Below are 24302 nucleotides of genomic sequence, written 5' to 3' on the forward strand. Positions count from 1 at the left end.
GATCGGCACCCACCGGCTGTCTGCCTACTCTTGTCGATCGCTTGCCGGATGTGCGGATACTCGACGGGCGATCCGCCGTATCGCCTTCGACTCCATCTTCCGAACCCAGCGGAGCTCCCCCTTGATAGACCGCGCCGTACGCCGACGCCGTCAAGCCTTGTTCCTCCTGTTCTTTCTTCCCGGCATCGCCATGTCGTCCTGGGTCACGCGCACCCCCGATGTCCGCGATCAACTGGGCTTGTCCACCGGGCAGATGGGGCTGACCCTGTTCGGCCTGTCCGTGGGTTCCATGATCGGCATCCTGTGTTCCGGCCGTTACGTATCCCGGTTCGGCACCCGGCCGGTCATCGCGCTCGGCACTCTCCTGATCATCGCGGGCACGGTCGTCATCGGCGTGGGCAGCGCCGTGTCGTCGGCACCCCTGGTCGCCGCAGGACTGTGTCTGTTCGGCGCGGGCATGGGCGGCGGCGAAGTGGCGGTCAACGTGGACGGCGCCGACGTGGAGCGCATCACCGGGACCGTGGTGCTGCCCACGCTGCACGGCTGCTTCAGTCTGGGCACGGTCATCGGGGGTTCGGCCGGCATGGCGGCCACCGCCGCCGCGTTCCCCGTCCACTGGCATCTGATGGTGGTCGCCCTGATCGCGACGGGGATCCTGGTCCACGCCCTGCGTGCCGTTCCCGCCGGTGTCGGCATCAGCGCCGCGCGGGAGACGCCGGGTCCGGGTTCACATTCAGCTCCGGCGCAACGGTCCAAGCCGCAGGTGTGGAAGGACCGCAAGCTGCTGCTGATCGGCGCCATCGTGCTGGCCATGGCGCTGGCCGAGGGCGCCGCCAACGACTGGCTGCCGCTGCTCATGGTCGACGGCCACGGCCTCGACGCCGCGATGGGCTCACTCGTCTTCGTGGGGTTCGCGGCGGCGATGACCCTGGGACGCTTCAGCGGCGGTTTCTTCCTCAGCCGTTTCGGACGGGCCGCCGTCGTGCGCGCCAGCGCCGTCTCCGGCGCCGTCGGACTCCTCCTGGTCATCTTCTCCGACAACGCTGCCATAGCGGCAACAGCCGTACTCTTCTGGGGACTCGGGGCCTCCCTCGGCTTCCCGGTGGCCCTCTCGGCGGCGGGCGACTCAGGCCCCGACCAGACCGCCCGCGTCTCGCTCGTGGCCATCATCGGCTACGTCGCCTTCCTCGTGGGGCCGCCCACTCTCGGGTTCCTGGGCGACCACTACGGGCTGCGCTCGGCCATGGTGGTGGTCCTGGTGTTCGTGGCCGCCGCCATCCTCATCGCTCCCGCCGCCGACACCCGCGACCGCGCCGCCGCCACGGTGGACGTGGATATGGATATGGATGTGGACGTGGCCCAGCGCACGCGCCCCGGCACTCAACCCGGCACACCTCCCGCGGAACAACACCGCCAACGCCAAGGAGACCGCTCATGAGCCCGCAGGAAACGCCCGGCACGATCGGCGTCCTCCTCCCCCGCGACATCCCCCGGGCCGACCTCATCCCCTTCGCGCAGGAAGCGGACGACTACGGCTTCGACGAACTGTGGGTCGTCGAAGACCTCGGCTACCGCGGCGGGCTCGTCCAGGCCGCCACCGTGCTGGCCCGCACCCGCCGGATCCGCGTCGGAGTCGGACTGCTGCCCGCCGCGGCCCGCAACGTCGCCTTCGCCGCGATGGAAGTGGCCACGCTCGCCCAACTCCACCCCGGCCGCCTCGACATCGCGGTCGGACACGGCATGCCCGACTGGATGCGCAGCGTCGGAGCCTGGCCCGCCAGCCCCCTGACACTGCTCGGCGAGTACATCCGCACGCTCAAGGCACTGCTGGCAGGCCGGCCCGCCGATACGGACGGCCGATACATCCGACTCGACGGAGACGGAGTACGCCTGGACCCATCGGTGCTGCCCGAACTGCCCGAGCACGTCCCCGACATCTTCGCCGGCGTACGCGGCCCCAAGTCGCTGGCCCTGTCGGGTGAAGTGGCCGACGGAACCCTGCTCGCCGAGCCGGTATCACCCGAGTACGTCCGCCAGGCCCTCACCAGCATCAACCCGCGGCGCCCGCACCGGCTCGCCGCCTACAACATCACCGTCGTCGACGACGACCCGCACGCCGCCCTCGCCGCGGCCCGGCCCGCCCTGCAGCCCCTGGGCGATCCCGACTGGGCGCCCCACATCGTCCCCCTCGGCTTCCACGACGAGCTCGCCGCGCTGCGCCGCACCAGCAGGAGCGCGCAGGAATTCGCCCAGACGATACCCGAGGAGTGGGCACACCGACTGGCCCTGACGGGCACCCCCGACCAGGTCCGCACCCGCCTACAGGACCTCTTCGAGTCAGGCGTCACCACCACCGTCCTCAGCCCGGTCGGCCCCGACTACCGGTCCGCGCTCGCCGGCCTGGCCAAGCTCCTCTGATCGGCGCGTCCTCTGATATCTGCGGGCGAGTACGCCAACAGCGGGCCCGTGACTCCACCCGCGCCCAGACGGTTTCCTGTGTCGGTCGGTGGCTTGGCAGGTCTCAGGGCCCGCCCCTGCCACCTCCCGTCGGATCAGACCGTGAACTCCCGGATCACCACGTTCCGGAACACCGCCTGCCCGTCGATCGTGAACAGCGCCAGTGCGGTGTCGGACGGGTCGGGGAAGGCCTCGGTCGAGTGCACATACCGGCCGTCGCCGACGAACATCTCGACGGACGTGCGGTCGACGAGGATGCGCAGGCGGACCGTGCCGGCGGACAGGTCGAACGGCGTGCGGCTCTCCTGCCAGCGGCCGGAGGTGTCGGGGCTCACGGTGTAACCGCGGTTGACGAAGGCGTAGTCGCCGTAGACCCCCGCGTCGATGTGCCGCCCACCGTCCGCCGACCGCCGCAACTGGAGCCCTGCACCCACCAGTTGGTCCCAGGTGATCTCGCAGGTCAGCTCGTACGCGGTACCCGTGTATTCGAGCGGTCGGGTGCCGTCGACCGCGATGTCGCCGAGGTCCACCGTGCGCGACACATGGTCGTCCAGGGCCGCCACCGGCTGGGACGCCAGGTAATACGACGTACCCGACCCGCGCTTCAGCCGTACCTCGCGGACGATCGAGTCGGTGCCGTTGAAGCCGTCGCACTCGATGGTGGGCGTGGTGTTCGCGTAGTCCCAGTGGTTCAGCCAGCCGATCGCGTACCGCGCGTCCGGGTCCAGGGCCCCGCTCGCGTCACGTTTGTCGAAGGTGACCGCCGCGTACCAGTCCCAGCCGTGGTCCAGCCACTGGGGATCGGACGCGTCGGCGGTGAAGGTCGTACCGTCGAAGGAACCCGTCCAGTACGCGAACGTGCTCGGCAGCCCGGAGCCCTTGCCGTTGGCGCTGACGCCCAGCACCCACTTCCAGGTCCCGTCGTCCGCCCTGATCCGGAACAGGTCGGGGCACTCCAGGACGCCGATGCCGCCCTTGATGAAGCCGCCGACGTACGTCCACGCCTTGAGGTCGGCGGAGTGGTAGAAGCCGACTTTGTCGTTCTCGGCGAGCAGCATCACCCACCGCCCGCGCTCCTCGTCGCGGATCACCTTGGGGTCGCGGAAGTCCCGTACGCCGGGGTTGGGGAGGACCGGGGCGGTGCCGTGGTTCGTGAAGGTGCGGCCGTCGTCCGTCGAGTAGTACAGGTACTGGGCCTGGGTGACGTCGTCGGGCGCCATGGTGGCGAGGACGATCACCGCGCCCGCCCCGAAGCCCGCGGTGTTGCCGGTGTCGATCACGGCCGAGCCGGACCAGACATCACCGTTGGGAGTCGTGTCCTTCGGCACGGCGATGCCGCGGTCGGTGAAGGAGACGAGGTCGGTGCTGGTGGCCAGGCGCCAGGCGGTGCCGGCCGTCGTGCCGCCCGTCGAGTAGTCGGGGTTGTAGAGGTAGTAGTAGTGGTACTCGCCGTCGATCCAGACCGGGCGCTGCGGGTCGTTCATCCACTGGTCGGGGACCGTGAAGTGGTACTCGGCGCGGTAGCTGCCGGCGCACGCGGCCGTCGCCTCGCGGGCCGCCGCCACCGCCACCGCCGGTCTCACGAGGTCCGGCAGCAGAACACCGGCGGCGCCGACAGCCGAGGCCGTCAGCAGCGACCGCCTGGACAGTGCCTCCGCCGAGGTCTCCCCCAGGCCGAGCGAACTCCTCTTCATGCCACGCATCGTGCGGCTCCCTTCCCCCGACGTCGTCGTCGGGACGCGGCTCATGGGACCGGAACCGTATACCTAACTCGTTAAAGGTCAAGCCCTAGCGCACCGGCCGTTCGCAACTTCCCATCCGTACTTCCCATCCGCGCACATCCCTTGACAGGGCCGCAGCGGGGTTCTCATCATCATGAAATCAACTTCGGCTAACACGAGTTAGGCTCGCCGATGACCGACTCGCTCCTCTCCCGACGGGCCCTGATGCGCTACGGCGCATACGGCGCCGGCGCCGCCGCTCTCGCCGGTGTCGCGGCCGGCTGGGACCGCCTCACCGCCGCCGACATCCCCGGCCGCGACGACGGCTCGCTCGTCATCGCCACCCTGGGCTCCGCCTTCAACCCCGAGGCGCAGCGCGCCCTGCGCGACGGATTCCGCCAGGCCCACCCCGACATCAGGATCCGCATCAACCCCGTACAGGCCTACGACTGGTCGGACTTCTTCTCCAAGATCCTCACCCAGATCGCCGCGGGCACGGCACCCGACCTCGTGTACGTCGCCACCGAGGGCGTGCAGCTCTTCGCCCAGCGGCTCGGCGTGCCGCTGGACAGGTGGGCGAAGCGGGACGCGGCCGAGCTGCGCACGTACTTCGCCGACGTCCATCCCTCGCTGGTCGAGTCGATGATGTACGAGGGGAGCCTCTACCAGCTGCCGGTCGAGTTCAACGCCGCCGACATGTACCTCAACAGCCGGGTCCTCGAACGCGCGGGCGCCGACCTCCCCGCCGACGACTGGACCCACGACGACTTCACCACGCTGCTGCGCGCGATGAAACGCAGCAACGGCGACCGGTTCACCCCGTACTTCTGGACCAACCGGCTGTGGGGCGGAGTGGTCCCCTGGCTCTTCGCCAACGACACCAACCTCCTCACCGAGTCCAAGGCCCCCGGCGGCGACTGGCTCTGGAACTCCTTCTATCCCGAGGCGCAGCGGAGCGGCCGGGGCGGCGGCTACCGGTGGACGACACCCCTGGCCGACTCCGACCGCGTCGCGGAGGTCTACGACTACCTCTCCTCCCTCGTCCAGGAGGACCTGTGCACCCGGCCGGAGGGCGGCGACGGCCGCAACCTCGTCGGCGTCTTCTCCACCGGCCGCGTCGGTGTCACGCCCGCGGGCGGCTTCTGGGCGGGCGGCCTGCATGAGGCGGGCATGAAACCGGCCGACTACGACGTGCGGTACTTCCCGCGCCGGCGCACCCGGCGTCACCAGTTCGGCGCCGCCGGGTACGCGATGCTGCGCACGTCGAAGATGCGGGACGAGGCCTGGGAGTTCATCAAGTACACCGCCCGCAAGGACGTGATGACCCAGCTCTTCGCGGCCAACCAGACCACTCCGGCCCGCCGCTCCATGGTCGACGAGGCCCGCTACCGGGAGACGGGACCGGCCCACTGGCAGGTCTTCTACGACACCCTCGACAAGATCCCCACCACCGGCCCGATACCGGCCCCGCCGCAGGTCAACGAGGTCGAGCAGCTGCTGATCAAGCACACCGGAACCGCCCTCGCGAGCCCCGGCGCGGTGCGTCCCGCGCTGCGCCGACTGCAGGGGGACCTGGAGAAGGCCATGGAGCGTGAAGTGTGACGAACACCGAGATCAGGCCCGTGGGGCCGGAGCCTGCCCACACCCGCAAGAGCCGCAAGAGCCGAGGGAGCCGCGGGACCGGTCGGACCCGTAAGGCATCCGAGTCCACGGCCGCCACCACCATCCGCACCCGGGGCACCCGCCTCCTCGCCATCCTGTTCCTCGCGCCCACCGTCGTCGGCATCGTCGTCTTCACGGTCGTACCGATCGTCGGCTCGGTCGTCCTCAGCCTCTTCCAGTGGGACGTGATCGACGACCCGCGGTGGGCCGGAGCGGCCAACTACCGGGAGATCCTGACCGATTCGACGGTCCTCGTCTCCTTCCGCAACACGCTCGTCTTCATGGTGCTCGCGGTCGCACTCCAGTTGCTGATCGCGCTCGTGCTGGCGATCGCGGTGAACGGCCGGATGCCCAAGTGGCTGCGGTCCGTGTTCCGTTCGGCGTTCTTCTTCCCGCTGGTGCTGTCCGCCGCGTCCATCTCGGTGGTGATGAAGTACCTGTTCAACCAGGACTTCGGCCCCGTGAACTGGCTGCTCGGCACGGTCGGTATCCCCGCGGTCCCCTGGCTGACCTCGGAGAACGGGGCGATGGCGGCCGTGGTCCTGGCGTACGTCTGGCAGCAGTTCGGCTTCTCGTTCCTGCTGTTCGTCGGCGGCCTGAACAACATCCCGAAAGAGGTGCACGAGGCGGCTGCGCTGGACGGCGCGAGCGGGGTGCGCAAACACCTCGCCATCACCCTGCCGCTGCTGTCGCCCACGCTGCTGGTCGCGTCCGTGGTCGGCATCATCAACGCCCTCCAGGTCTTCGAGCAGCCGTACGTCCTCACGGCGGGCGGTCCCGGCGACTCGACGCGCACGGTCGTGATGGTCATCTACGAGACGGCCTTCGAGCAGCTCCGCTTCGGCGAGGCGTCCGCCGTGGGCGTCCTGCTCTTCGCCCTGATCATGGCGGTCACCGCACTCCAGTTCCGGCTCAGCCGGCGTTACGTCCACTACCAGTGAGCCGGGTGAGTCAGATGAGTACGAGTTCCCTCGCGGGTTCGGCAGCGGATTCGGCATCGGGTTCGACGCCGGGTCCCCGCACGAGCCCCACGAACCCCACGAACCCCACCGCGTCACGCGTACGGCACGGCCTGGCGCCCTGGGGGCGGATCGCAGCCCTGGCGCTGTGCGCCCTGTTGACGCTCGGCCCGGTCATCTGGACGGTGTCGACGTCACTGCGCACGCCGGCGGAGTCCTTCGACCTGCCGCCGAAGATCATCCCCACGGACCCCACCGTCGACGCCTACCGCGGGGTCTTCGACCAGATCGACGTCTGGCTGTACGCGCTGAACTCCACCCTGGTGACCGCGCTGATCGCGGTCGGCCAGATGATCACCGCGGGCCTTGCGGGCTATGCCTTCGCCCGCCTCGAATTCCGCTTCAAGAAGGCGCTGTTCGCGCTGGTCCTGGCCACGATGATGGTGCCGTTGCAGGTCACGATGGTCCCGGTCTTCCTGGAACTGAAGACGCTGGGTCTGACCGACACCCTGCTCGGCCTCATCGTCCCGGCCTTCCCGACGGCCTTCGGCACCTTCCTGATGCGCCAGTACTTCATGGGCATGCCGAAGGACCTGGGCGAGGCGGCGATGATCGACGGCGCGGGTCCGTGGCGCGTCTTCCGGTCGGTGTACGCCCCCTTGGCGGCTCCCGGTCTCGCCATCGTCGGCGTGCTGGCCTTCAACTACCACTGGAACGAGTTCTTCCGGCCGCTGATCCTCGAAACGTCCACCGAGAACCTCACGCTGCCCCTGGGCCTGGTCTCCCTCCAGGGCAACCTCGGCACCGGCTCGATCTCCGTCGTCCTCGCCGGAGTCGTCCTCTCCATGATCCCCGCCGTCCTCGTGTTCGTCGTCGGCCAGCGCCCTCTGCGCGAGGGCATCACATCAGCAGGAGTCAATCGTTGAGTTCCGTGAGCCGGTCGCCGGTAGAAGAGACCGACGCCAACAGCCCGCGTTTCAGGGTCCGCCCGCCGGCCAACTGGATGAACGACCCGAACGGCCCGTTGCGTTGGGGCGATCGATACCACCTCTTCTACCAGCACAACCCCGACGCCCCCGTGCACTCGAACGTCCACTGGGGCCACGCCTCCAGCCCCGACCTCGCCCACTGGGACGACCACGGGATCGCCCTGCGCCCCACGCCCGACGGCCCGGACGAGGCGGGCTGCTGGTCCGGCTGCGTGGTGGACGACGGTGGCGTACCGACAGCGGTGTACTCCGGGATCGACCACGACCACCGGGGCCTGAGCGCGATCTGTCTCGCCGTGGCCGAGGACGACGGCCTCCAGAGGTGGAAGCAACTGCCGGTGCCGGTGGTCGCCGGTCCACCACCCGGCCTGGACGTGACGATGTTCCGGGACCCTTTCGTCTTCCGCTTCGCCGGACGCCGCTGGGCGCTGATGGGCGCCGGCCACGCCGACGGCACCCCGTCCGTCCTGGTGTACGACTGTGAGGACCTGTACGACTGGCGGTTCGCCGGGGTCCTGCTGGACGGCCGGGACCCGGCGGCGGCCCGCGCCTTCGGCAGGCGGGCGATCGGCTGGGAGTGCCCTCAGTTGTGGGCGACCCCCGGCGGCGACTGGGTGCTGGCGGTGGCCCTGTGGGACGGCGACCCGCTGAGCACCGCGTACGTCACGGGCCGCCTGGTGGAGCGGGCGGACGGTGGACTGAGGTTCGCGGCCGGTACGGGCGGCGGCCCGCTGGACCTCGGCCGCGACTTCTACGCCCCCTCCGTCCTCCAGGACACGGAGTCCGGCCGCGCCCTGCTCTGGGGCTGGTCCTGGGAGTCACGCCCGCCCGAGGAGGTGGACCGCGCGGGCTGGTCCGGCGTCCTCACGGCACCCCGGGTGATGGACACCCACGAGGACGGCACGCTACGGGTCGTACCGGCTCCGGAGCTCGAACTCCTGCGCGCGGCCGCCCCGTTCACGGCCGCACCGGGACCGCACCGGCCACTCCCCCTGGCGTACGACCTGCTGGTGACCGCCCGTTCGGCGGCGACCGTGAGTCTGCTGCGGGCCACGTCCGGGGCCGAACTGACCGTGCGACTCGATCCGGCGTCCGGCACGGTGACCCTGGACCGCACGGCCTGGCCACGCTCCCGCCCGGACGGCACGGCTCCCCTGATCCTGCCGACCCCGCCGGGCGAGACCCTCACCGTACGGATCCTGGTGGACGGCTCCCTGCTGGAACTGTTCGCGGGCGACCGGGCGGCGGCCACGGAACGGGTGTACCGACGCGACGACGACATCGCGGAGCTGACCGTGACGGGGACGGGGACGGACGTCGAGGTCACAGGCTGGGAGCTGGTCCCACCGAACCCCGCGTGACGACGGGGCACTCCAGCCGCCGGGTGGTGACCGGCGGCGCGGTCCCACTGTCGATGGCGTCCAGGAGCAGACGTACGGCCGCCTCTCCCATCGCGCGATGGGGCAGGGCGACCGTGGTGAGGGGCGGGCTGAGGTAAGCCGCCATGTGTTCCTGGTCGTCATAGCCGACGACGGACAGCTCGGCGGGCACGTCGAGGCCCAGGCGCGCGGCGGCGTGCAGGACGCCCGCGGCGACCCGGTCGTTGTAACAGACGATCCCCGTGGGCCGCCGGTCGGCGGGAACACCGTCCAGCAGCCGCAGCGCTCCCTCGTACCCGGCGGAGATCTCCCCTCCCGTGCGCACGACCCAGTCCTTCCCGGCCGTCAGCCCCACCGTCCGCAGCGCGTCCCGGAAGCCGCGCAGCCGTTCCGCGGTCGCGATGTCGTCCAGGCCGCCCACCAGGGCGACACGGCGGTGGCCCGCGTCGAGAAGGACGCGCGCGGCGCTGCGGCCACCGGCCCGCTCGGCGGGGATGACGGCCGGGAGGGAGCCGTCCTCGGGGAGGCAGTTGGCGAACACGGCGAACGTGCGGTGCAGCCCTTCCGGGACTCGGGCGCGGCGCAACGACAGCGCGGCGTAGATGATCCCGTCGACCCTCCGGTCGAGCAGTTCGGCGACGGCCGCGTCCTCGGCGACCGGGTCCTGCCCGGAGTCGACGGTGAGTACCAGGTGCTCACTGCGCCACGCCATGTCCATGGCCCCGCGCAGCAGCCGCCCGGCGAACGGCGAGGTGGCGATCTCGTCCGTGACCAGACCGATCACGGCGGTACGACTCCGGCGCAGGCCACGGGCGACCGCGTTCGGCCGGTAGCCGAGCTGTTCGGCCGCCTTGCGGATCTTCTCCTGCGTCTCGGCGGAGAGGTTGCCCTGGGCACGCCCGTTGAAGACGAAGGACACGGCCGTGTGCGACACCCCGGCGAGCCGGGCGACATCCCGCGAGGTCGCCCGCTCGGCCCCGCCACCCCGCGTCTTCTCGACCCCGCCCATGCCTCGTCCCCACCGACTTCGCCTGATCAGGCAGAGCCTACCCGCGGGCGATGTCGCGGAGCCCGCCTCGACGAGACCGAGCAGGACGTCCATGCCATGGCTGCGATGCTCGGTCACCTCTGCGCCCTCTCTACGAGCCGGAACTGTGAGGACCGACGCATCACGACAGTCGGCTCGCAGGCGTTCCTGCAGTACACGCTGACCGCGGTGCTCCACTCCGGAGGCCGGTTCCGAATGCCGGCGATGATGCGGCTGGAGATCGACTCCGACGGGCTCGTGGCACGGATCGAGGAGTACTTCGACTCGCGCGTGCTCGACAGCCTCGCCGAAGTGTCGTGACGGCCTCCGCGTTCGGCGCGAACGAGAGCATGGTTCCCCGGGGGCCAGAACGTCACGCCGAAAGGACGGCCCCCGGTTCAAGACGGGCGGGCAGTGGCGGGAGATGCCGACGGAGTTCGGCGCCTGGTCGACCGTCCACAACCGCTTCCGGCAGTGGCGTGACGCCGGCGTCTTCGAGGCCCTGCTGGAGGGCCTGATCACGGAAGCCGCGAAGCGGGGTGAAGTGGACCTGTCCCTGGTCGGCATCGACTCCACCACCGCCCGAGCCCACCACGACGCGGCCGGGATACACCTCGACGAGGACGTCGTCACCGCCCTGGAGAAAGCCGCGGCCGAGGAGGAGAAGGCCAGGTCAAAGGGGGCGGCCTCGAAGAGCAAAACGGGCAAGAGACCGAAAGTGATCCCGCGCTGGAACAACGACGACGCATCCGGCGTCGGCGGAAACTCCGGCTGAAGGCCGCGCTCCTCGGACGTTCCAGAGGCGGGCAGACCAGCAAAGGTCCACCTCGCCGCCGACCGCAAGTGCCGCCCGCCGGCGTTCATCCTGACCACAGGCCAGGCAGCGGACAGCCCGCAGTTCATCCCCGTCCTGAAGAAGGTACGGGTACGCGGGCCCGTCGGCCGACCTCGCATCCGGCCGGACGCGGTCGCCGGGGACAAGGCGTAATCGTCCCGCGGATCCGCGCCCACCTGCGCAAACGCCGTATCAAGGCGGTCATCCCGGAGAAGAAGGGCTCCAGAGGTGGCCGACCCGTCAGCCACGACGCCGATCTCTACAAGGAGCGGAACACCGTCGAACGCCTGATCAACAAGCTCAAAGCGTGGCGAGGCATCGCCACCCGATACGACAAGCCTCCCGACAGCTACCTCGCCGGTCTCCACCTGCGCGCCTCGATGATCTGGATCAAGGACCTCACCAGGACCACCCGATGATCACGACTCGATATGCCCCAGGTGACGCGCTGAGGTGCCGGACGCCAAGGGCGGGCAGGAGTTGGGTCAACGGTCAACCAGCCGTGGACGCGGGGCCTCACCCGTGGATTCCGCGTCGGTGTCGTCGGTGCCGACCGGGCCGCGGGGAAGCATCCGGTCCAGCCACTTCGGCAGCCACCAGTTGGTCCGGCCGAGGAGCGTCATGGTCGCCGGTACCAGCACCATGCGTACGACCGTGGCGTCGATGAAGATCGCGGTGGCCAGGCCGAGCCCGAACATTTTGATGGAGGGGTCCTCGGCGACGGCGAAGGACAGGAAGACCGCCACCATGATGAGGGCGGCCGAGGTGATGATCCGGGCGGTGCCCGAGACGCCCTCAACGATCGCCGTGCCGTTGTCGCCGGTGCGCAGGTACTCCTCGCGTACGCGGGAGAGGAGGAACACCTCGTAGTCCATCGACAGGCCGAACAGGATGGCGAAGAGGAACATCGGGATGAACGACACGATCGGAACCGTCGCTTCCAGCCCGATGAGTGCGCCTCCCCAGCCCCACTGGAAGACCGCGACCATGATGCCGTAGGCCGCGCCGATGCTCAGCAGATTCAGCAATACCGCCTTGAGCGGTACGAGTATCGAGCGGAAGACCAGCATCAGCAGCAGGAACGACATCGCCAGCACGGCGGCGACGAACACCGGCAGGCGTTGGCTGGTGCGTTGGCCCACATCGGACAGGCTCGCGGCGGCGCCGCCGACGTGGGCCCTGGCCGGGCCGTGCCCGATCGCCGTGGGCAGCACGTCGGTGCGCAGCCGGGCGATGGTGTCGGCAGTGGCCTTGTCCTGAGGGCTGGTGGTCGGGAACACCACGAGGGTCGCGATGCCGGTGGCCCGATCGATGTGCGTCGGCGCGACGGATGCGATGCCCGGATCCGCCGCGACCGTCGCGACGAGTCGGTCCAGCACTCCCGGATCACCGGTGGGGTCCGCGGCGATGACGAGGGGACCGTTGGTGCCCGGGCCGAATCCCTCGGCGACGAGGTCGTACGCGCGGCGCTCGGTCCGGCTCTGCGGCAGTGAGCCGTCGTCGGGCAGGCCGACACGCAGGCCGAGCACGGGCAGCGTCGCCGTCAGCAGCAGCCCCGCCGCGCCGACCGCGTACGGCACCGGGTGCCGGCTGACGTGCCCGATCCAGCGACGCCACCCGGCGGCGTGGGCGGCGCCTGCCGCCGGGTCCCGCCGCCGTGCGAGTCGGCCCGGCTTCCTGGTCTGCAGAGCCCGGCCGATCCGGCCGGCCCGGGCCAGGCGTGGGCCGGCGGCGCCGAGGAAGGCCGGCAGCAGCGTCACCGACGCGAGCACCATGGTCAGGACGACGATCGAGACGGCAAGTCCGCCCACCGTCATGAACGGCACGTTCGCGACCGCCATGCCGAGGATCGATACGACGACGGTTCCGCCGGCGAAGACCACCGGCCCCCCCGCCGTGGCCACCGCTCGTCCGGCCGCCTCGTGCGGATCGAGCCCGCGCGCGAGGTACTCCCGGTGCCTGGCGAGCACGAACAGCGCGTAGTCGATGCCCACTCCGAGCCCGACCATGCTGCCCAGGACCGGTGCGAAGGCGGGGACGTCCGTGAACCCCGCCAGTACCGTCATCGTGGCGACACCGACGGTCAGTCCGAAGACCGCCATGCCGATCGGCAGCGCGGCGGCGACGAGCGAACCGAACGCCAGGAACAGGATCGCGGCCGCGGCGACGAGGCCGATCAACTCGCTCACGCCGCCGTCGGGGTCGGAGAAGGCGTAGAAGAGGTCCCCGCCCATCTCGATGCGCAGGGGCAGTTCGGCGCGCAGCCGGTCGCCGAGACCGACGAGGGCGTCGAGGTCTTCGGCCGACAGCCGGCTCTGGTCGGGGTACTGCACCCGGACGACCGCGATCCGCCCGTCGGCCGAGACGAGGCCGCCGCGCACGGCGGTGTCCCCGCCTGCGTCGAGTGCCCCTGCCGGGTCGCTCGTGCCGAGCACGTGCGGCAGCCGTTTCACCTCGGTCTGCAGCCGAGTGAGAGCGGTGCGCGCGCTGCCGTGGTCGAAGAACCTCGCAGCGCCGTCGAGGGGGGTGACGACCACTTGGGCGGTCATCCCCTCCTGGCCGGTGCCGGCCCGCTCGATCAGTTCCGCGGCCCGCTGGGAGTCCAGTCCCGGAGCGGTCATCGAATCCACATTCCGCCCGCCGAAGGCGACGGCGGCGAGGACGGCGAGCGTGGCGGCGACCAGCCATGCCGCGATCACCCGCCAGGGATGGCGGGCGGCGCTTGCGCCCAGGCGCAACAGGGCTTTCGAGAGCATCGGGTCCTCCAACCACCTCGTCGGCCGTCCTTGTACGGCCGCCGATGCCGAGGCTCGTCGCCACGGCGCTCTTCGGCATCGGCTCGCGGGCCGCGGATCCATCGGCCCCAAGTCGGAGTGACGCCCCGTCCTTTCGGCCGATGCGCGGCACGGCACGGTCCCTACGCTGAGAACCGTGCTGCGAGACGACCTGCGAACCCTGTGGACCGAACCCCGGCCGCCCGACGCGCCCGCCCGGGTGCGGCGGGACTGGGCGCTGCTCGCCGCGGGCCTGGGCGGTGTGGTGCTGGAGGCCACCCTGCGCGAGAACGTCGTGTGGCGGCCGGTGGCGGTGGGTTTCACCGTATGGCTGTGCCTGCTGCCCCGATGGCGCCGGACCCGCCCGCTGGCGATGATCACGCTGGCGTTCGGCTCGGTGATGCTGCTCCAGGTGGCCTCGCTCGTCGCCGCACCGCGCGAGCCCGTCGGCCTGGACACCGGCGCAATCGTGCTCGTGCTGGTGTACGCGCTGCCCCGGTGGGGATCGGGACGCGAGATCGTGCTGGGCGGCGCGGTGATCCTCGCGGTCGGCGCGCTGTGTGTCGTCACGTACGAGGCTCCGGTCGTCGAAAAGGTCGTGGGCTTCGTCTTCCTGCTGCTGCCCGGCGTGGTCGGGGCTGCCGTGCGGTTCTGGGTGACCGCTCGCGAGCGGCAGTTGGAGCAGGTGCGCTCCCGCGAGCGTGAGCAGCTCGCCCGGGAACTGCACGACACGGTGGCCCACCACGTGTCGGCCATGGTGATCACCGCCCAGGCGGGCCGGGTACTCGCGGGCGCCGACCCGTCCGCCGCCGTCGAGGCGCTGGAGGGGGTCGAGGAGGAAGGGGCGCGCACGCTGGAGGAAATGCGCGCCATGGTCGCCGCGCTGCGCGACCGCGGGGTCGGCGCCGAGCTGGCGCCGCCTGCCGGCGTCGCGGATCTGGAGCGCCTGGTGCGCACGCCGGGTGATCGCCTCAAGGTCGACCTGGGGCTCGACGGGGAGCTGGACTCGCTGCCCCCGGCCGTGGACGCGGCCGTCTACCGGATCGTGCAGGAGTCGGTGACCAACGCGCTTCGCCATGCGGTCGACGCGACCGAGCTCGTCGTCCGGGTCGCCGCGGAACGGCACACGGTACGGGTGAGCGTGCGCGACAACGGCCGGCGCACCGGCCGGGGTCGCGACGGATACGGACTTACCGGACTGCGCGAGCGCGCGACCCTGCTCGGCGGCACGCTACGAGCCGGCCCGGGTACCGACCGGGGCTGGCATGTCGAAGCCGAACTGCCGAGAGCGAGGAGCGAGAGCGGTGTCCATTCGCGTCCTCGTCGCTGACGACCAGGCGATCATCCGCACCGGGTTGCGGATCATGCTGAACGCCCAGCCCGGCATCGAGGTGGTCGGCGAGGCCGCCGACGGACACGAAGCGGTACGTCTGGCCCGCGAACTGCGCCCCGACGTCTGTCTGTTCGACATCCGCATGCCCGTGCTCGACGGGCTCGAGGCCACCCGGCTGATCGCCGGCCCGGGCGTCGCCGACCCGCTGGTCGTGGTCGTCATCACCACGTTCGACCTCGACGAGTACGTCTACGGCTCACTGCGTGCGGGTGCCCGCGGATTCCTCCTCAAGGACACGGGACCGGACCTTCTGGCCCAGGCCGTACGGTCGGCGTCCGACGGCGAGGCGCTCATCGCGCCCAGCGTCACCGTCCGTCTGCTCCAGGCGTTCGCGGACCTGCCCGCCGGCCGGCCCGCGGCCCAGCCGGTCTCCCCCGTCACCGCCCGCGAGGAGCAGGTGCTCCTCGCCGTCGCCCGCGGGCTGACCAACACCGAGATCGCCGACGCGCTGCACATCAGCCTCAGCACGGTGAAGACGCATCTGGCGAGCCTGATGGCCAAACTCGGCGCCCGCAACCGGGTCGAGATCGCGATGTGGGCCTACGAGACGCGCCGTATCCTCCCCGGAACCTGAGCCGGGTGCCGGGCCATGTCCCATGAGTCCCCGCCCGGACATCAGTGCACCGGTCGGCTCACGTCGGCTCCACGTGCCTCACCCGCCCCAGAGCGTGACGTACCAGGAGGCCGGAACCGGGACGGTGAGACACCCGATACGGCAAGACTCCCGACAGCTACCTCGCCAGTCTCCACCTGCACGCCTCGATGATCTGGATCAAAGACCTCACCAGAACCACTCGATGATCACGACTCGATACGCTCCCTGGCGCAGGACCGCGATCCACGGCCCACGACAGAACTGACGAGCTGAGCGAGGTCGAGCGCAACACGGCAGCCGACAGCCCCGCCGAGATCGAGCTGGAGCTGCCATGACAGGCGCCCCGAGCCACTCGACCGGTTGCATCCCGGGCTGGTCCATCACATCGTCAACACCCTGGGATGGCCCGGGCTACGCCCTCTACAGGGGGAGGCGATCGAGCCGCTGCTCGACGGCTCGGACGCTGTTCTTCCGGCCCCGACCGCCGGCGGCAAGACCGAGGCCGCCTCCTTCCCACTGCTTTCGAAGATGGCGCAGGAGAACCGGACCGGTACCTCGGTGCTGTATGTCTGTCCGCTGAAGGCGCTGCTGACCACACCGGAATCGCTGGAAGCGATGCTCGTCAGCGCCAATGTCGATCACCGGGCGTTCTTCTCCGGACTGCGCGCCATCGTCGTCGACGAGGTGCACGCCTTTGCGGGGGACGACCGGGGATGGCACCTGCTGGCCGTACTCGAGCGACTGCAGCGGGTGGTTGGACGACCGGTACAACGCATCGGGCATTCCGCGACGGTGGGCAGCCCGGAGCACCTGCTCGCCTGGCTGCAGGGCTCAGGGGGCGGGCACCGCCCGGCGCGGGTCGTCGCTCCACAGAGCTGCGAATCGAGCCATGGAAGCCATGTCCGACTTATCGGGAATCAACGTCCCGGATTTGTCCTGTCGATCATGAAACCGTGATCGAGAAGGACCGCCAAGCCCTCTCAACTCCCCTGATCCTCCAGCGAAGTTGCTGGTCAGATCGTTTCTTCCCGCGTAGCGCGAAGTGGGGCGGGTGGGACTCGAACCCACGGCCGACGGATTATGAGTCCTTTGAGGATCTTGGCGGTCCTTGCCGATCAGTGCTCATCCTTGACGTTTTCCCAGGTCAGACCTGCTGATCAGTGTCAGTCCTGTGTGGTGCCTGTCGATGCGTTCCTGTCCTTGTGGCCCCTCAATGGCCCCTGGAAGCCGCTGAGTTGGACGCGTACCACAGCAGCAGCCGCGTCCGCCCAGTTCAGCCACAAGGATGGAACCTACGCACAGCGGAGTCCCTTACCGACGAGATGATGCTCCACCCCTTGATCCCGGGGCGGAGCATCGCTTCCGATGTCAAGAGGCGAGCATGCCCCCGGGACTGCGCATGAACCTGGGTCACAGCTTGCCGATCGGTCGCGTCAGCCGAGGACGTAGGTCTCATCGCCGAAGTCAGCGACGATCTTCAGCTTGCCGCCGAGCGCCTTGACGTAGGCAGCGAGGGTGTCGACCTCGCTGCGCTCCAGTTGCCCCTTCTCGATGCGTGAGACGCGGGCCTGGGTGACACCCATGGCTTCGGCAACCTGGACCTGTGTGGTGTGCTGCCGCTTCCTCAACTCGGCGAGGCGGTGCACACGGGAGGCCAGGACCATCGCCTGCGCCCCCTTCTGAATCTGGTCCTTTTCGGCATCGGTGAAGGCGAAATCCTCGGCCAGGTCTCCCCAGGAGACGGCCTGCGGGTCCTTGAGGTGATCCGTCATCATGCCCCGTCCTCTCCATCGATTCGCTTCAGATGCTCCGCGTATGCCTGCTCCGCCTGGGGCACCGCGACGCGGTACCAGCCGGACCAGTTACCCGCCTTGTCACCACCGACCAGAATCACGGCCTGGCGGTCCGGGTCGAACACGAACAGCAACCGCACTTCCGTGGTCCCTGCCGAGCCGGGGCGGAGCTCCTTGAGGTTGGACAGCGCCGAGCCCTTGATCGTGTCCACCAGAGGGCGGCCCAGCGCGGGACCTTCCTCCTGAAGGGCGGTGACAGCCTGGCTAACCTGAATCAGGGTGTCGCGGTCAGTACGGCGCAGGCCGTGAAGCCACGAAAGGGCTGGCTCGACCACGACGATCTTCCAAGCCATGCATGCGCCCCCATCTGCAATTTATTACCCTGACAGCATACACCACTGACGTCATATTGAGGGAGTGGTCCTCGCGGCAAGAACCGTCCCAGACAGCGATGAAATCCGCGCATGGCTGAGTGACAGTCAGCAGCGTCGCCCACCCGCAGAGCAGGGCCGGCCGACTCCTCTACTCAGGCGGTCACCGCGAGCGCGATGTGCACCCGCGACCGCAGCTCTCATCCTCAGAGCCCGAGAAGACGTTGCTATCGTGAGGTGGGGTAGCCCAGCTTCGAGAGGGATCCGCTGATGAAGCCATCCCACACCCGGATTCTGGCCGAGGCTGCCTATGCAGCCGGAGCCCGTGACCGGCACGAGGCCGCGATGACGGTATTGAGGCTGCTCGAGCCGGTGACTCATCACGACGCCGGCGCCCTCCTGCTCTGGGACCCGAGGGACCATGCGCACCGCGCGCTCGCTGCGGTCACCTACGGCAACGAAACAGTTGCCGCACTGGGTGACCGCTATGCGGCGAGTGCTGAGAACCGGCTGGTCCGGGAGCGGCGCCTGCCGATGCGGATCGACGACGTGCCGGGCGACTACCGACGGTCCCCGATGTACCGAGAGGTTCTCGGACCTGCCGGCTTCGCAGACGGCATGACCGCCTGCCTCTTCTCGGACAGCGGTGTGTACACGGGCATGCTGCACTTCTCCGCGGCGGCGCGCGGCGCGTTCCGCGATGACGCGGCCGAACTCCTCAAGGCATTGGCGCCCGCGCTGGCGCGGATGTGCGACGTGGCTCGACGGCAAACCACCGGATGCGCCATACCTTCGGGAGCGAACGCCACCCTGATCGACCACACCGGCCGTGCCTGGGCCGTCGAGTCGTGCGCCCCGGCGCTCGCGCCCACGCAGCCCGACTTCAACGGCTTCCTGCACCGCTTCATGGCCTCGCCGCAGGTCGCCGCCACCGGGCTGCAGGCGTCGAGTGAAGGGTGGCTCACGCTGCAGGTCCTGAAGGTGGCTGATCCGCTGGGACGGCCGGAACCGGCCGTACTGGTGCAGGAGCTTCCGACGGCCGGCCTGCCCCATTCCCTCTCGCCGCGCGAGTACGACATCCTGAACGGGATGGCGGCGGGGTTCTCGAACCAGCAGCTGGCATCGCAGCGAGACGTCGCCCTGCGCACTGTGACCACGCACGTGGAGCGGATCCTGCACAAGATGGGACAGCCCTCGCGAGCCGGCGCGGTGGCGTCGGCGCTGCGCGACGGGATTCTGCGCCTGGACCGCTGACCGCCGCTGTCGGTAGGAATGCGTATTGAGGCGCAAGGTGGCCGAGCGCCATATTCGAGGTGAAGAGAAGCCCGCGCTGTAGGCGGTTTTCACCCGCCGAGCCGGCTGCTGCCGACCCCCGCGTCCTCCCTCGCTGTCGCCGCCCACCGCGCCGACTGCCGACCGGGGCTCGTTCATCCCTCAGGAGGCCCGGCCATGAACGCTTCAGAAGCTCCGCAAGCCATGTCCGAAAGACCCGGCGGCACAGATGACGACCGCGACCGGCTGCATGAACTCGGTTACGAGCAGGAGCTCGCCCGTACGCTCAGCCTGGCCGACGTTGTCATCTACGGCCTGATCTACATGGTGCCGCTCGCCCCTGTCGCGGTGTTCGGCGTCGTCTACAACATGTCCGCCGGCGCCGTCGCCGCGGTTTACGTGGTGGCCGGGATCGCGATGCTGTTCAGTGCTGTCAGTTACAAGGAGATGGCGGTCCGGTTCCCGGTCGCCGGCTCGGTCTACAGCTACGTACGGATGGGCAGCAACCGCTTCCTCGGGTTTGTCTCCGGGTGGGCCATCCTGCTCGACTACCTGCTGCTGCCCGCGCTGCTGTGCGTCTTCGCGGCCAGCGCGATGACCGGAGTGGTCTCCTGGGTGCCCGCCTGGGTCTGGGTGGTGATCTTCGTCGCCGCGACCGCCCTGATCAACATCATGGGCATCAGTGTCACCGCGACGATGAACAAGATCTTCCTCTACATCCAGCTGGTCGTGCTGGCCGTGTTCCTGGTGTGGGCAGCCGTGCTCATCCTCCAGGGCCGGGCCCGTCTCTCGCTCAGCCCGTTCGTCCCCGCCGACGGCGGCTCCTGGTCCCTGATCCTCGGTGCAGTTCCGGTCGCCGCCCTGAGTTACATCGGGTTCGACGCGATCTCGACACTGAACGAGGAAGCCGAGGGCGGCGGCAAAACCGTCTCCAAGGCCACCATGATCGTCCTCTACCAGGTGACCGCGCTGTTCGTCGTGCAGGTCTTCGTGGCGGGCAGCCTGGTCCCGAGCGGGACGGAATTCGCCGATGGCGACCCGGTCAACAACGCCTTCTACAACGTGGTGGGCACGGCCATGGCGGGCTGGTTCAAGACGGTCCTCCTGCTGACTGCTGCCCTGATCGCGATCTTCGCCAACACCATTGCCTCCAACGCCACCTCCGCCCGTCTGGTCTTCAGCATGGCCCGCGACGGACAGCTGCCGAAGTTCCTGTCGCGGGTCAGCGACAGACACCAGGTCCCCCTCAACGCGATGATCTTCATCGCACTCCTTTCGGTGGGAGTCGGCATCCTCGGCGTGGAGCAGTCGGGACTGCTGACCACCCTGGTGACCTTCGGCGCGATCACCGCCTACGTCCTTCTCCACGTCAGCGTCTTCACCCACTTCGCCGTCCGAGGCGGAAGCCGCCACATTTTCGTCCACTGGGTCTCCCCGATCCTCGGCGCCGCGCTCCTCCTGGTCGCGCTGTGGAACGCGGACTCCAACGCCAAGATCGTCGGCTCGTGCTGGCTCGTCATCGGTCTCGGCGTGGCGGCGTACTTCAAGCTCACCGGCCGTTCGCTCGGCGACTCCGACGCCTGACCGCACTCGCGCATACCGCCGGGCAGCACAGGCATCGGTCTGAGACACCGTCACATCGAGGCGCTTCAGTCGCTGCCCGGCGCTGGCGAGCTCCTTCAGCACAAGAAAGGCCACCTCCCGTGAGCCCATCGTCCTTGTCCCGCCGCACCGCAACGGTGTCCCAGCAGCAGGAGGTGAACTGATGCGTACCAGTGCAGACCGCTCGGCCGAGCTGCTCGAAGTGTTCCGTCTGCGCAGCGAAGAACGTCTGCGCAAGGAGTGCACCGATGAGGTCGTCGCTGCCCATGACGCGGCTCCGCTGGGGCCGCACGACGACCGCACTCAACGCGTGCTGCGGGCGCTGCGCAGCCTGCCCGTCTCGGGCAAGCACATCGTCTTCTCCGAAGGCCCCGACGGCCCCTGGCACGTGGCGCAGATCGTCCTGGGTATGCCGGGCAACCTGCTCCTGACCGAGCAGTCCTTCGAGGACTACGAAGACGCCATGCGGTACATCTTCACCGCGCGTGTCGCGGAACTGCAGAACTAGAAAGAATTGAGGAGGGTCATGGCACTCCCCAGCGGCCGCACGACGACCCAGAACGTCTTCGGCTACACCGATCGCTTCTCCGCCCGTCCCGGCGAGCGACTGTCGTTCCACATCAGCTGTGAAGGCCCGTCGGCCTACGACGCCGCGCTGGTGCGCCTGCGACACGGATACGACGGGCAGGCGGGGCCGGGCTTCCTGGAGGACGAGGTCCCCTCCACCATCGACGGGACGTACCCGGGGCAGTACTACACCTGCCAGCCCGGCTCCTACGTCGAAGTCCCCGACCCGAAAGGCCTGCTGGCGAACCCCGACGCGCTGGTCATCCGCGCTGCCGTCTTCCCTACCCTTCCGCGTGACAACCGCTCAGGAAGCCTGGGCGCCTATCGGGTCAGCCAGAGCTCGGTCGGTTTCACCGGCGAGCGCCAGGCGGTCATGGGCACCTGGGACGCGGCGACCACGACCGGCTGGGCCCTGCTGCTCGATGACGGCAAACCGTCCCTCGTATGGAGCGAGGGCGGTCAGCGGCGGACCCTCACCCTGGAACAGGAGCTGACGGCCCACCAGTGGTATCGGCTGGAGGTCGAACTGCCAAGTTCGGCGGGGCAGATCACCCTGCGGCAGGCCCCGCTGGACCACTGCGCGGACCGGGTGACACCGGCCGCCGCAGCCGCCGTACCCGAGCAGGCGAACGCAACCGCCTCGGCGGTCTGGACGGCTTCCTCGATGCCGTTCCGTATCGGTGCGCTGGCTCGCGCGGACGGTGACCGGCTGCTCGCGGCAACCGCCTTCAACGGGAAAATCGGTGGCATCCGTATCGAACGCGCCACCGACGACGCCCTCAAGGCGCGCGAGCCGGTGGCTGCCTGGCACTTCGGCCGCAGCCGCCGCCCCGACGGGCTGCTGCTGTGGGACGTGGTCGACGAGGGGCCGCACATGCTGCACGGCCGCTGCGTCAACGCGCCCGTCCGGGGCGTCACCGGCCCCACCTTCCAAGGTGTCGTGGAGGACTTCCGGCTTGCGCCCGACGAGTTCGACGCCATCCACTTCCACGACGACGACATCGCTGACGCCCAGTGGCCTGCGGCGTTCACCTTCGAGGTGCCCGAGGACCTGCCCAGTGGTGTCTACGCGGTGCGGCTGCGGGCCGAGGGCATCGAGCAGCACGTGCCCTTCCTCGTCGGGCCGAGCCGCCGGCGCAAGGACGTCGCCGTCCTGTTCCCCACGGCCACCTACCTGGCTTACGCCAACGACCGGATCGCGTTCGAGGCGGACGGCATGGAGATGCTCCTCGGGCACACGCCCATCGTCCACAAGGAAGACCTGGTCCTGCAGGACCACCCCGAGTTCGGCCGCTCCCTGTACGAGATCCACAATGACGGGTCCGGCGTGGTGTTCGGCAGTGTCCGCCGCCCGCTGATCAGCCTGCAGCCGCGGTACCGCGCCTCGTTCATGAGCGAGGGCCCCTGGGGTCTGCCCGCCGACCTGTCCCTCGTGCACTGGCTGGAGACCGCTGAGTGCGAATTCGACGTCCTCACCGACGAGGACCTCGACCGGGAAGGCCACGACCTGCTGCGCGACTACCGCGTCGTGATCACCGGAAGCCACCCCGAATACGTCACGCGGCGCGAGCTCGACGCCCTTGAGGAGTTCACCGCGAACGGCGGCCGGCTGATGTACCTGGGCGGCAACGGGTTCTTCGCTACCGTCTCCTACGACCCCGACGCCCCGCACCTGATGGAGCTGCGCCGGGCCGACGGCGGCACCCGCCCGCACCAGTCCCCCTTCGCCGAACGCCGCCATACCACCTCGGGCGAGGCCAGCGGCCTGTGGCGCAACAAGGGCAAGATCCCGCAGCGTCTGGTGGGAGTCGGCATGGCGGCCCAGGGCTTCGACCGCTGCACCTACTACGAGCGCCTTACGGACAGCCGGGATCCGCGTGCGGCCTTCATCTTCGAAGGCGTCGGCGAGAACGAGCTCTTGGGCGACTTCGGCATCATCGGCGGCGGCGCGGCCGGTGCCGAGATCGACTGTTGGAACCCTGCGCTCGGCTCGCCACCCGGAACCCTGGTCCTGGCCACCTCCGGGCCCTTTTCCGACAGTTACCTGCTGGTGACCGAGGAGATCTTCGAGATGCTCCCGGGGATGGGTGGAACCGAGCAGCCGGCGGTCCGCTCGGACATGGTCTACTGCGCGCTGGAGGGCGGCGGCGGATTCTTCTCGGTCGGATCCATCGCCTGGACCGGGTCGCTTTCCCACAACGGGTACGACAACAACATCGCGAAGATCACAGGCAACGTGCTGCGGCGCTTCCTCGACGAGAAGCCGCTGGAGTAGGCCGCCCCTGCTGTCGAAGGCGTCCCGCTCCGCTGGCGGAGCGGGACGGGAACGCCCCGGTGGTGGATCCGTGGTGTCTGCCGCCAGCGGACCGTGGCTGCCCGTGGCCGCGCATTTGGCCGACGAACCTCACAATGCGGGAGCTCTCCCCACTCTTCTCGGTACTCGACTGGCCGCGCTGTGGATAGCAGCCCATGCCGCGCAACCGGCCATCGGGCCAGCAAACGGGCTGTAGACACCGTCGGCCTGGACACGGCTGCACCGTCCCGGCCCCTGTCCGGCCCCTGGATCTTGGCATCGAGGCTCAGGTCAGCCGTCCGGACGGCAAGCGACAACCTCGAACACATACTCCGCCGCAGGTCAGATGGGTTGAAGCTCCCCCGAGCACCGCCGGACCTCAAACCCCCGAGCAGCGGATTCAGTCCGTTCAGGCAAAGTTGACGCTCCGCCACCCAAAGATGAACGTTTCCGCAGGTCAGAAGCCTGCGCAGGTGGGGCGGGTGGGACTCGAACCCACGGCCGACGGATTATGAGTCCGCTGCTCTAACCGGCTGAGCTACCGCCCCATTACGGCGCGTCGCGCACATTTGTGCGCGCCGTCTGCCGCAGCATAGCCGCTCATACGATCTCC

General features: G+C 69.4%; 18 protein-coding genes, 1 tRNA gene and 2 pseudogenes. 15 read left to right on the forward strand and 6 right to left on the reverse strand.

What is annotated here, in order from left to right; translation table 11 throughout:
• Window positions 1-121: 121 nt before the first annotated feature.
• Both AB0I18_RS14340 and AB0I18_RS14345 read left to right on the forward strand, forming a co-directional pair.
• Window positions 122-1438 carry an MFS transporter gene (locus AB0I18_RS14340; RefSeq protein ID WP_363105752.1) on the forward strand — a complete coding sequence of 439 codons (1317 nt, stop codon included), beginning with the start codon at window positions 122-124 and terminating at the stop codon, window positions 1436-1438.
• The gene (locus tag AB0I18_RS14345) at window positions 1435-2418 is read left to right on the forward strand and encodes an LLM class flavin-dependent oxidoreductase (protein WP_363105753.1); all 984 of its coding nucleotides are present in this window, start codon (window positions 1435-1437) and stop codon (window positions 2416-2418) included. Before AB0I18_RS14340 ends, AB0I18_RS14345 begins: the two co-directional genes overlap by 4 nt.
• Before the next feature lie 134 nt (window positions 2419-2552).
• Here AB0I18_RS14345 and AB0I18_RS14350 read toward each other — a convergent pair whose 3' ends face one another.
• On the reverse strand, window positions 2553-4160 hold the full coding sequence (locus tag AB0I18_RS14350; RefSeq protein ID WP_363105754.1) for a glycoside hydrolase family 32 protein: 1608 nt from the start codon (window positions 4158-4160) through the stop codon (window positions 2553-2555).
• 210 nt (window positions 4161-4370) lie between these two features.
• Between AB0I18_RS14350 and AB0I18_RS14355 the strand changes: the two genes are divergently transcribed.
• From AB0I18_RS14355 to AB0I18_RS14370, 4 genes are all read left to right on the forward strand, one after another.
• Entirely contained in the window at window positions 4371-5780 is a 1410-nt protein-coding gene (locus AB0I18_RS14355) for an extracellular solute-binding protein (protein ID WP_363105755.1), read from the forward strand.
• A complete protein-coding gene (locus AB0I18_RS14360) occupies window positions 5777-6781 on the forward strand; it encodes a sugar ABC transporter permease (protein WP_363105756.1) in 1005 nt (334 codons plus the stop codon). The genes AB0I18_RS14355 and AB0I18_RS14360 overlap by 4 nt, the downstream gene beginning before the upstream one ends.
• 164 nt (window positions 6782-6945) lie before the next feature.
• Complete coding sequence (locus AB0I18_RS14365; protein ID WP_363105777.1) at window positions 6946-7725, forward strand: carbohydrate ABC transporter permease; 780 nt, start codon at window positions 6946-6948, stop codon at window positions 7723-7725.
• 5 nt (window positions 7726-7730) lie between these two features.
• On the forward strand, window positions 7731-9149 hold the full coding sequence (locus tag AB0I18_RS14370; protein WP_363105778.1) for a glycoside hydrolase family 32 protein: 1419 nt from the start codon (window positions 7731-7733) through the stop codon (window positions 9147-9149).
• Here AB0I18_RS14370 and AB0I18_RS14375 read toward each other — a convergent pair.
• A complete protein-coding gene (locus AB0I18_RS14375) occupies window positions 9112-10176 on the reverse strand; it encodes a LacI family DNA-binding transcriptional regulator (RefSeq protein ID WP_363105757.1) in 1065 nt (354 codons plus the stop codon). The two genes, AB0I18_RS14370 and AB0I18_RS14375, sit on opposite strands and share 38 nt — an antisense overlap.
• Before the next feature lie 96 nt (window positions 10177-10272).
• On the opposite strand from AB0I18_RS14375, the gene AB0I18_RS14380 reads away from it, so the two are divergent.
• Window positions 10273-10515, forward strand: coding sequence for a hypothetical protein (locus tag AB0I18_RS14380; RefSeq protein ID WP_363105758.1), 243 nt, complete (start codon window positions 10273-10275; stop codon window positions 10513-10515).
• 103 nt (window positions 10516-10618) lie between these two features.
• Window positions 10619-11448: pseudogene (locus AB0I18_RS14385) on the forward strand (IS5 family transposase).
• Window positions 11449-11514: 66 nt separating this feature from the next.
• Here the strand turns inward: AB0I18_RS14385 and AB0I18_RS14390 are convergent.
• Window positions 11515-13785, reverse strand: coding sequence for an MMPL family transporter (locus AB0I18_RS14390; RefSeq protein ID WP_363105759.1), 2271 nt, complete (start codon window positions 13783-13785; stop codon window positions 11515-11517).
• A 175-nt stretch (window positions 13786-13960) separates the two neighbouring features.
• Between AB0I18_RS14390 and AB0I18_RS14395 the strand changes: the two genes are divergently transcribed.
• The 3 genes and pseudogenes from AB0I18_RS14395 to AB0I18_RS14405 form a co-directional block, all read left to right on the forward strand.
• Window positions 13961-15133 carry a histidine kinase gene (locus AB0I18_RS14395; RefSeq protein WP_363105760.1) on the forward strand — a complete coding sequence of 391 codons (1173 nt, stop codon included), beginning with the start codon at window positions 13961-13963 and terminating at the stop codon, window positions 15131-15133.
• Window positions 15108-15770, forward strand: a complete 663-nt coding sequence (locus AB0I18_RS14400) for a response regulator transcription factor (protein ID WP_363105761.1) — start codon at window positions 15108-15110, stop codon at window positions 15768-15770. The genes AB0I18_RS14395 and AB0I18_RS14400 overlap by 26 nt, the downstream gene beginning before the upstream one ends.
• A 381-nt stretch (window positions 15771-16151) precedes the next feature.
• Window positions 16152-16661 (forward strand): annotated as a pseudogene (locus AB0I18_RS14405) (DEAD/DEAH box helicase); the annotation flags it as partial.
• A 563-nt stretch (window positions 16662-17224) separates the two neighbouring features.
• On the opposite strand, the gene AB0I18_RS14410 reads toward AB0I18_RS14405, so the two are convergent.
• Together AB0I18_RS14410 and AB0I18_RS14415 are read right to left on the reverse strand one after the other, a co-directional pair.
• Window positions 17225-17563, reverse strand: coding sequence for an XRE family transcriptional regulator (locus tag AB0I18_RS14410; RefSeq protein ID WP_079662454.1), 339 nt, complete (start codon window positions 17561-17563; stop codon window positions 17225-17227).
• The gene (locus AB0I18_RS14415) at window positions 17563-17937 is read right to left on the reverse strand and encodes a type II toxin-antitoxin system RelE/ParE family toxin (protein ID WP_363105762.1); all 375 of its coding nucleotides are present in this window, start codon (window positions 17935-17937) and stop codon (window positions 17563-17565) included. Before AB0I18_RS14415 ends, AB0I18_RS14410 begins: the two co-directional genes overlap by 1 nt.
• Window positions 17938-18225: 288 nt before the next feature.
• Between AB0I18_RS14415 and AB0I18_RS14420 the strand changes: the two genes are divergently transcribed.
• The 4 genes from AB0I18_RS14420 (at window position 18226) to AB0I18_RS14435 (ending at window position 23671) form a co-directional block, all read left to right on the forward strand.
• Window positions 18226-19209 (forward strand): LuxR C-terminal-related transcriptional regulator, encoded by a 984-nt coding sequence (locus AB0I18_RS14420; RefSeq protein WP_363105763.1) that lies wholly within the window; start codon window positions 18226-18228, stop codon window positions 19207-19209.
• Window positions 19210-19431: 222 nt separating this feature from the next.
• Window positions 19432-20811 (forward strand): APC family permease, encoded by a 1380-nt coding sequence (locus AB0I18_RS14425; protein ID WP_363105764.1) that lies wholly within the window; start codon window positions 19432-19434, stop codon window positions 20809-20811.
• Window positions 20812-20992: 181 nt separating this feature from the next.
• Entirely contained in the window at window positions 20993-21337 is a 345-nt protein-coding gene (locus AB0I18_RS14430; protein WP_363105765.1) for a hypothetical protein, read from the forward strand.
• Window positions 21338-21355: 18 nt separating this feature from the next.
• On the forward strand, window positions 21356-23671 hold the full coding sequence (locus tag AB0I18_RS14435) for a N,N-dimethylformamidase beta subunit family domain-containing protein (RefSeq protein WP_363105766.1): 2316 nt from the start codon (window positions 21356-21358) through the stop codon (window positions 23669-23671).
• A gap of 492 nt (window positions 23672-24163) precedes the next feature.
• Here the strand turns inward: AB0I18_RS14435 and AB0I18_RS14440 are convergent.
• Window positions 24164-24237, reverse strand: a tRNA-Ile gene (locus AB0I18_RS14440).
• Window positions 24238-24302 lie beyond the last annotated feature (65 nt).

The sequence above is a fragment of the Streptomyces sp. NPDC050704 genome (assembly GCF_040654355.1).
Classification (GTDB): Bacteria; Actinomycetota; Actinomycetes; order Streptomycetales; family Streptomycetaceae; genus Streptomyces.

Coding starts and splice junctions, on each gene's coding strand:
- AB0I18_RS14345 (WP_363105753.1), top strand. CDS start 1,435: ATGAGCCCGCAGGAAACGCCCGGCACGATCGGCGTCCTCCTCCCCCGC.
- AB0I18_RS14350 (WP_363105754.1), bottom strand. CDS start 4,160: ATGCGTGGCATGAAGAGGAGTTCGCTCGGCCTGGGGGAGACCTCGGCG.
- AB0I18_RS14355 (WP_363105755.1), top strand. CDS start 4,371: ATGACCGACTCGCTCCTCTCCCGACGGGCCCTGATGCGCTACGGCGCA.
- AB0I18_RS14375 (WP_363105757.1), bottom strand. CDS start 10,176: ATGGGCGGGGTCGAGAAGACGCGGGGTGGCGGGGCCGAGCGGGCGACC.
- AB0I18_RS14380 (WP_363105758.1), top strand. CDS start 10,273: ATGGCTGCGATGCTCGGTCACCTCTGCGCCCTCTCTACGAGCCGGAAC.
- AB0I18_RS14390 (WP_363105759.1), bottom strand. CDS start 13,785: ATGCTCTCGAAAGCCCTGTTGCGCCTGGGCGCAAGCGCCGCCCGCCAT.
- AB0I18_RS14410 (WP_079662454.1), bottom strand. CDS start 17,563: ATGACGGATCACCTCAAGGACCCGCAGGCCGTCTCCTGGGGAGACCTG.
- AB0I18_RS14415 (WP_363105762.1), bottom strand. CDS start 17,937: ATGGCTTGGAAGATCGTCGTGGTCGAGCCAGCCCTTTCGTGGCTTCAC.
- AB0I18_RS14420 (WP_363105763.1), top strand. CDS start 18,226: ATGAAGCCATCCCACACCCGGATTCTGGCCGAGGCTGCCTATGCAGCC.
- AB0I18_RS14425 (WP_363105764.1), top strand. CDS start 19,432: ATGTCCGAAAGACCCGGCGGCACAGATGACGACCGCGACCGGCTGCAT.
- AB0I18_RS14430 (WP_363105765.1), top strand. CDS start 20,993: ATGCGTACCAGTGCAGACCGCTCGGCCGAGCTGCTCGAAGTGTTCCGT.
- AB0I18_RS14435 (WP_363105766.1), top strand. CDS start 21,356: ATGGCACTCCCCAGCGGCCGCACGACGACCCAGAACGTCTTCGGCTAC.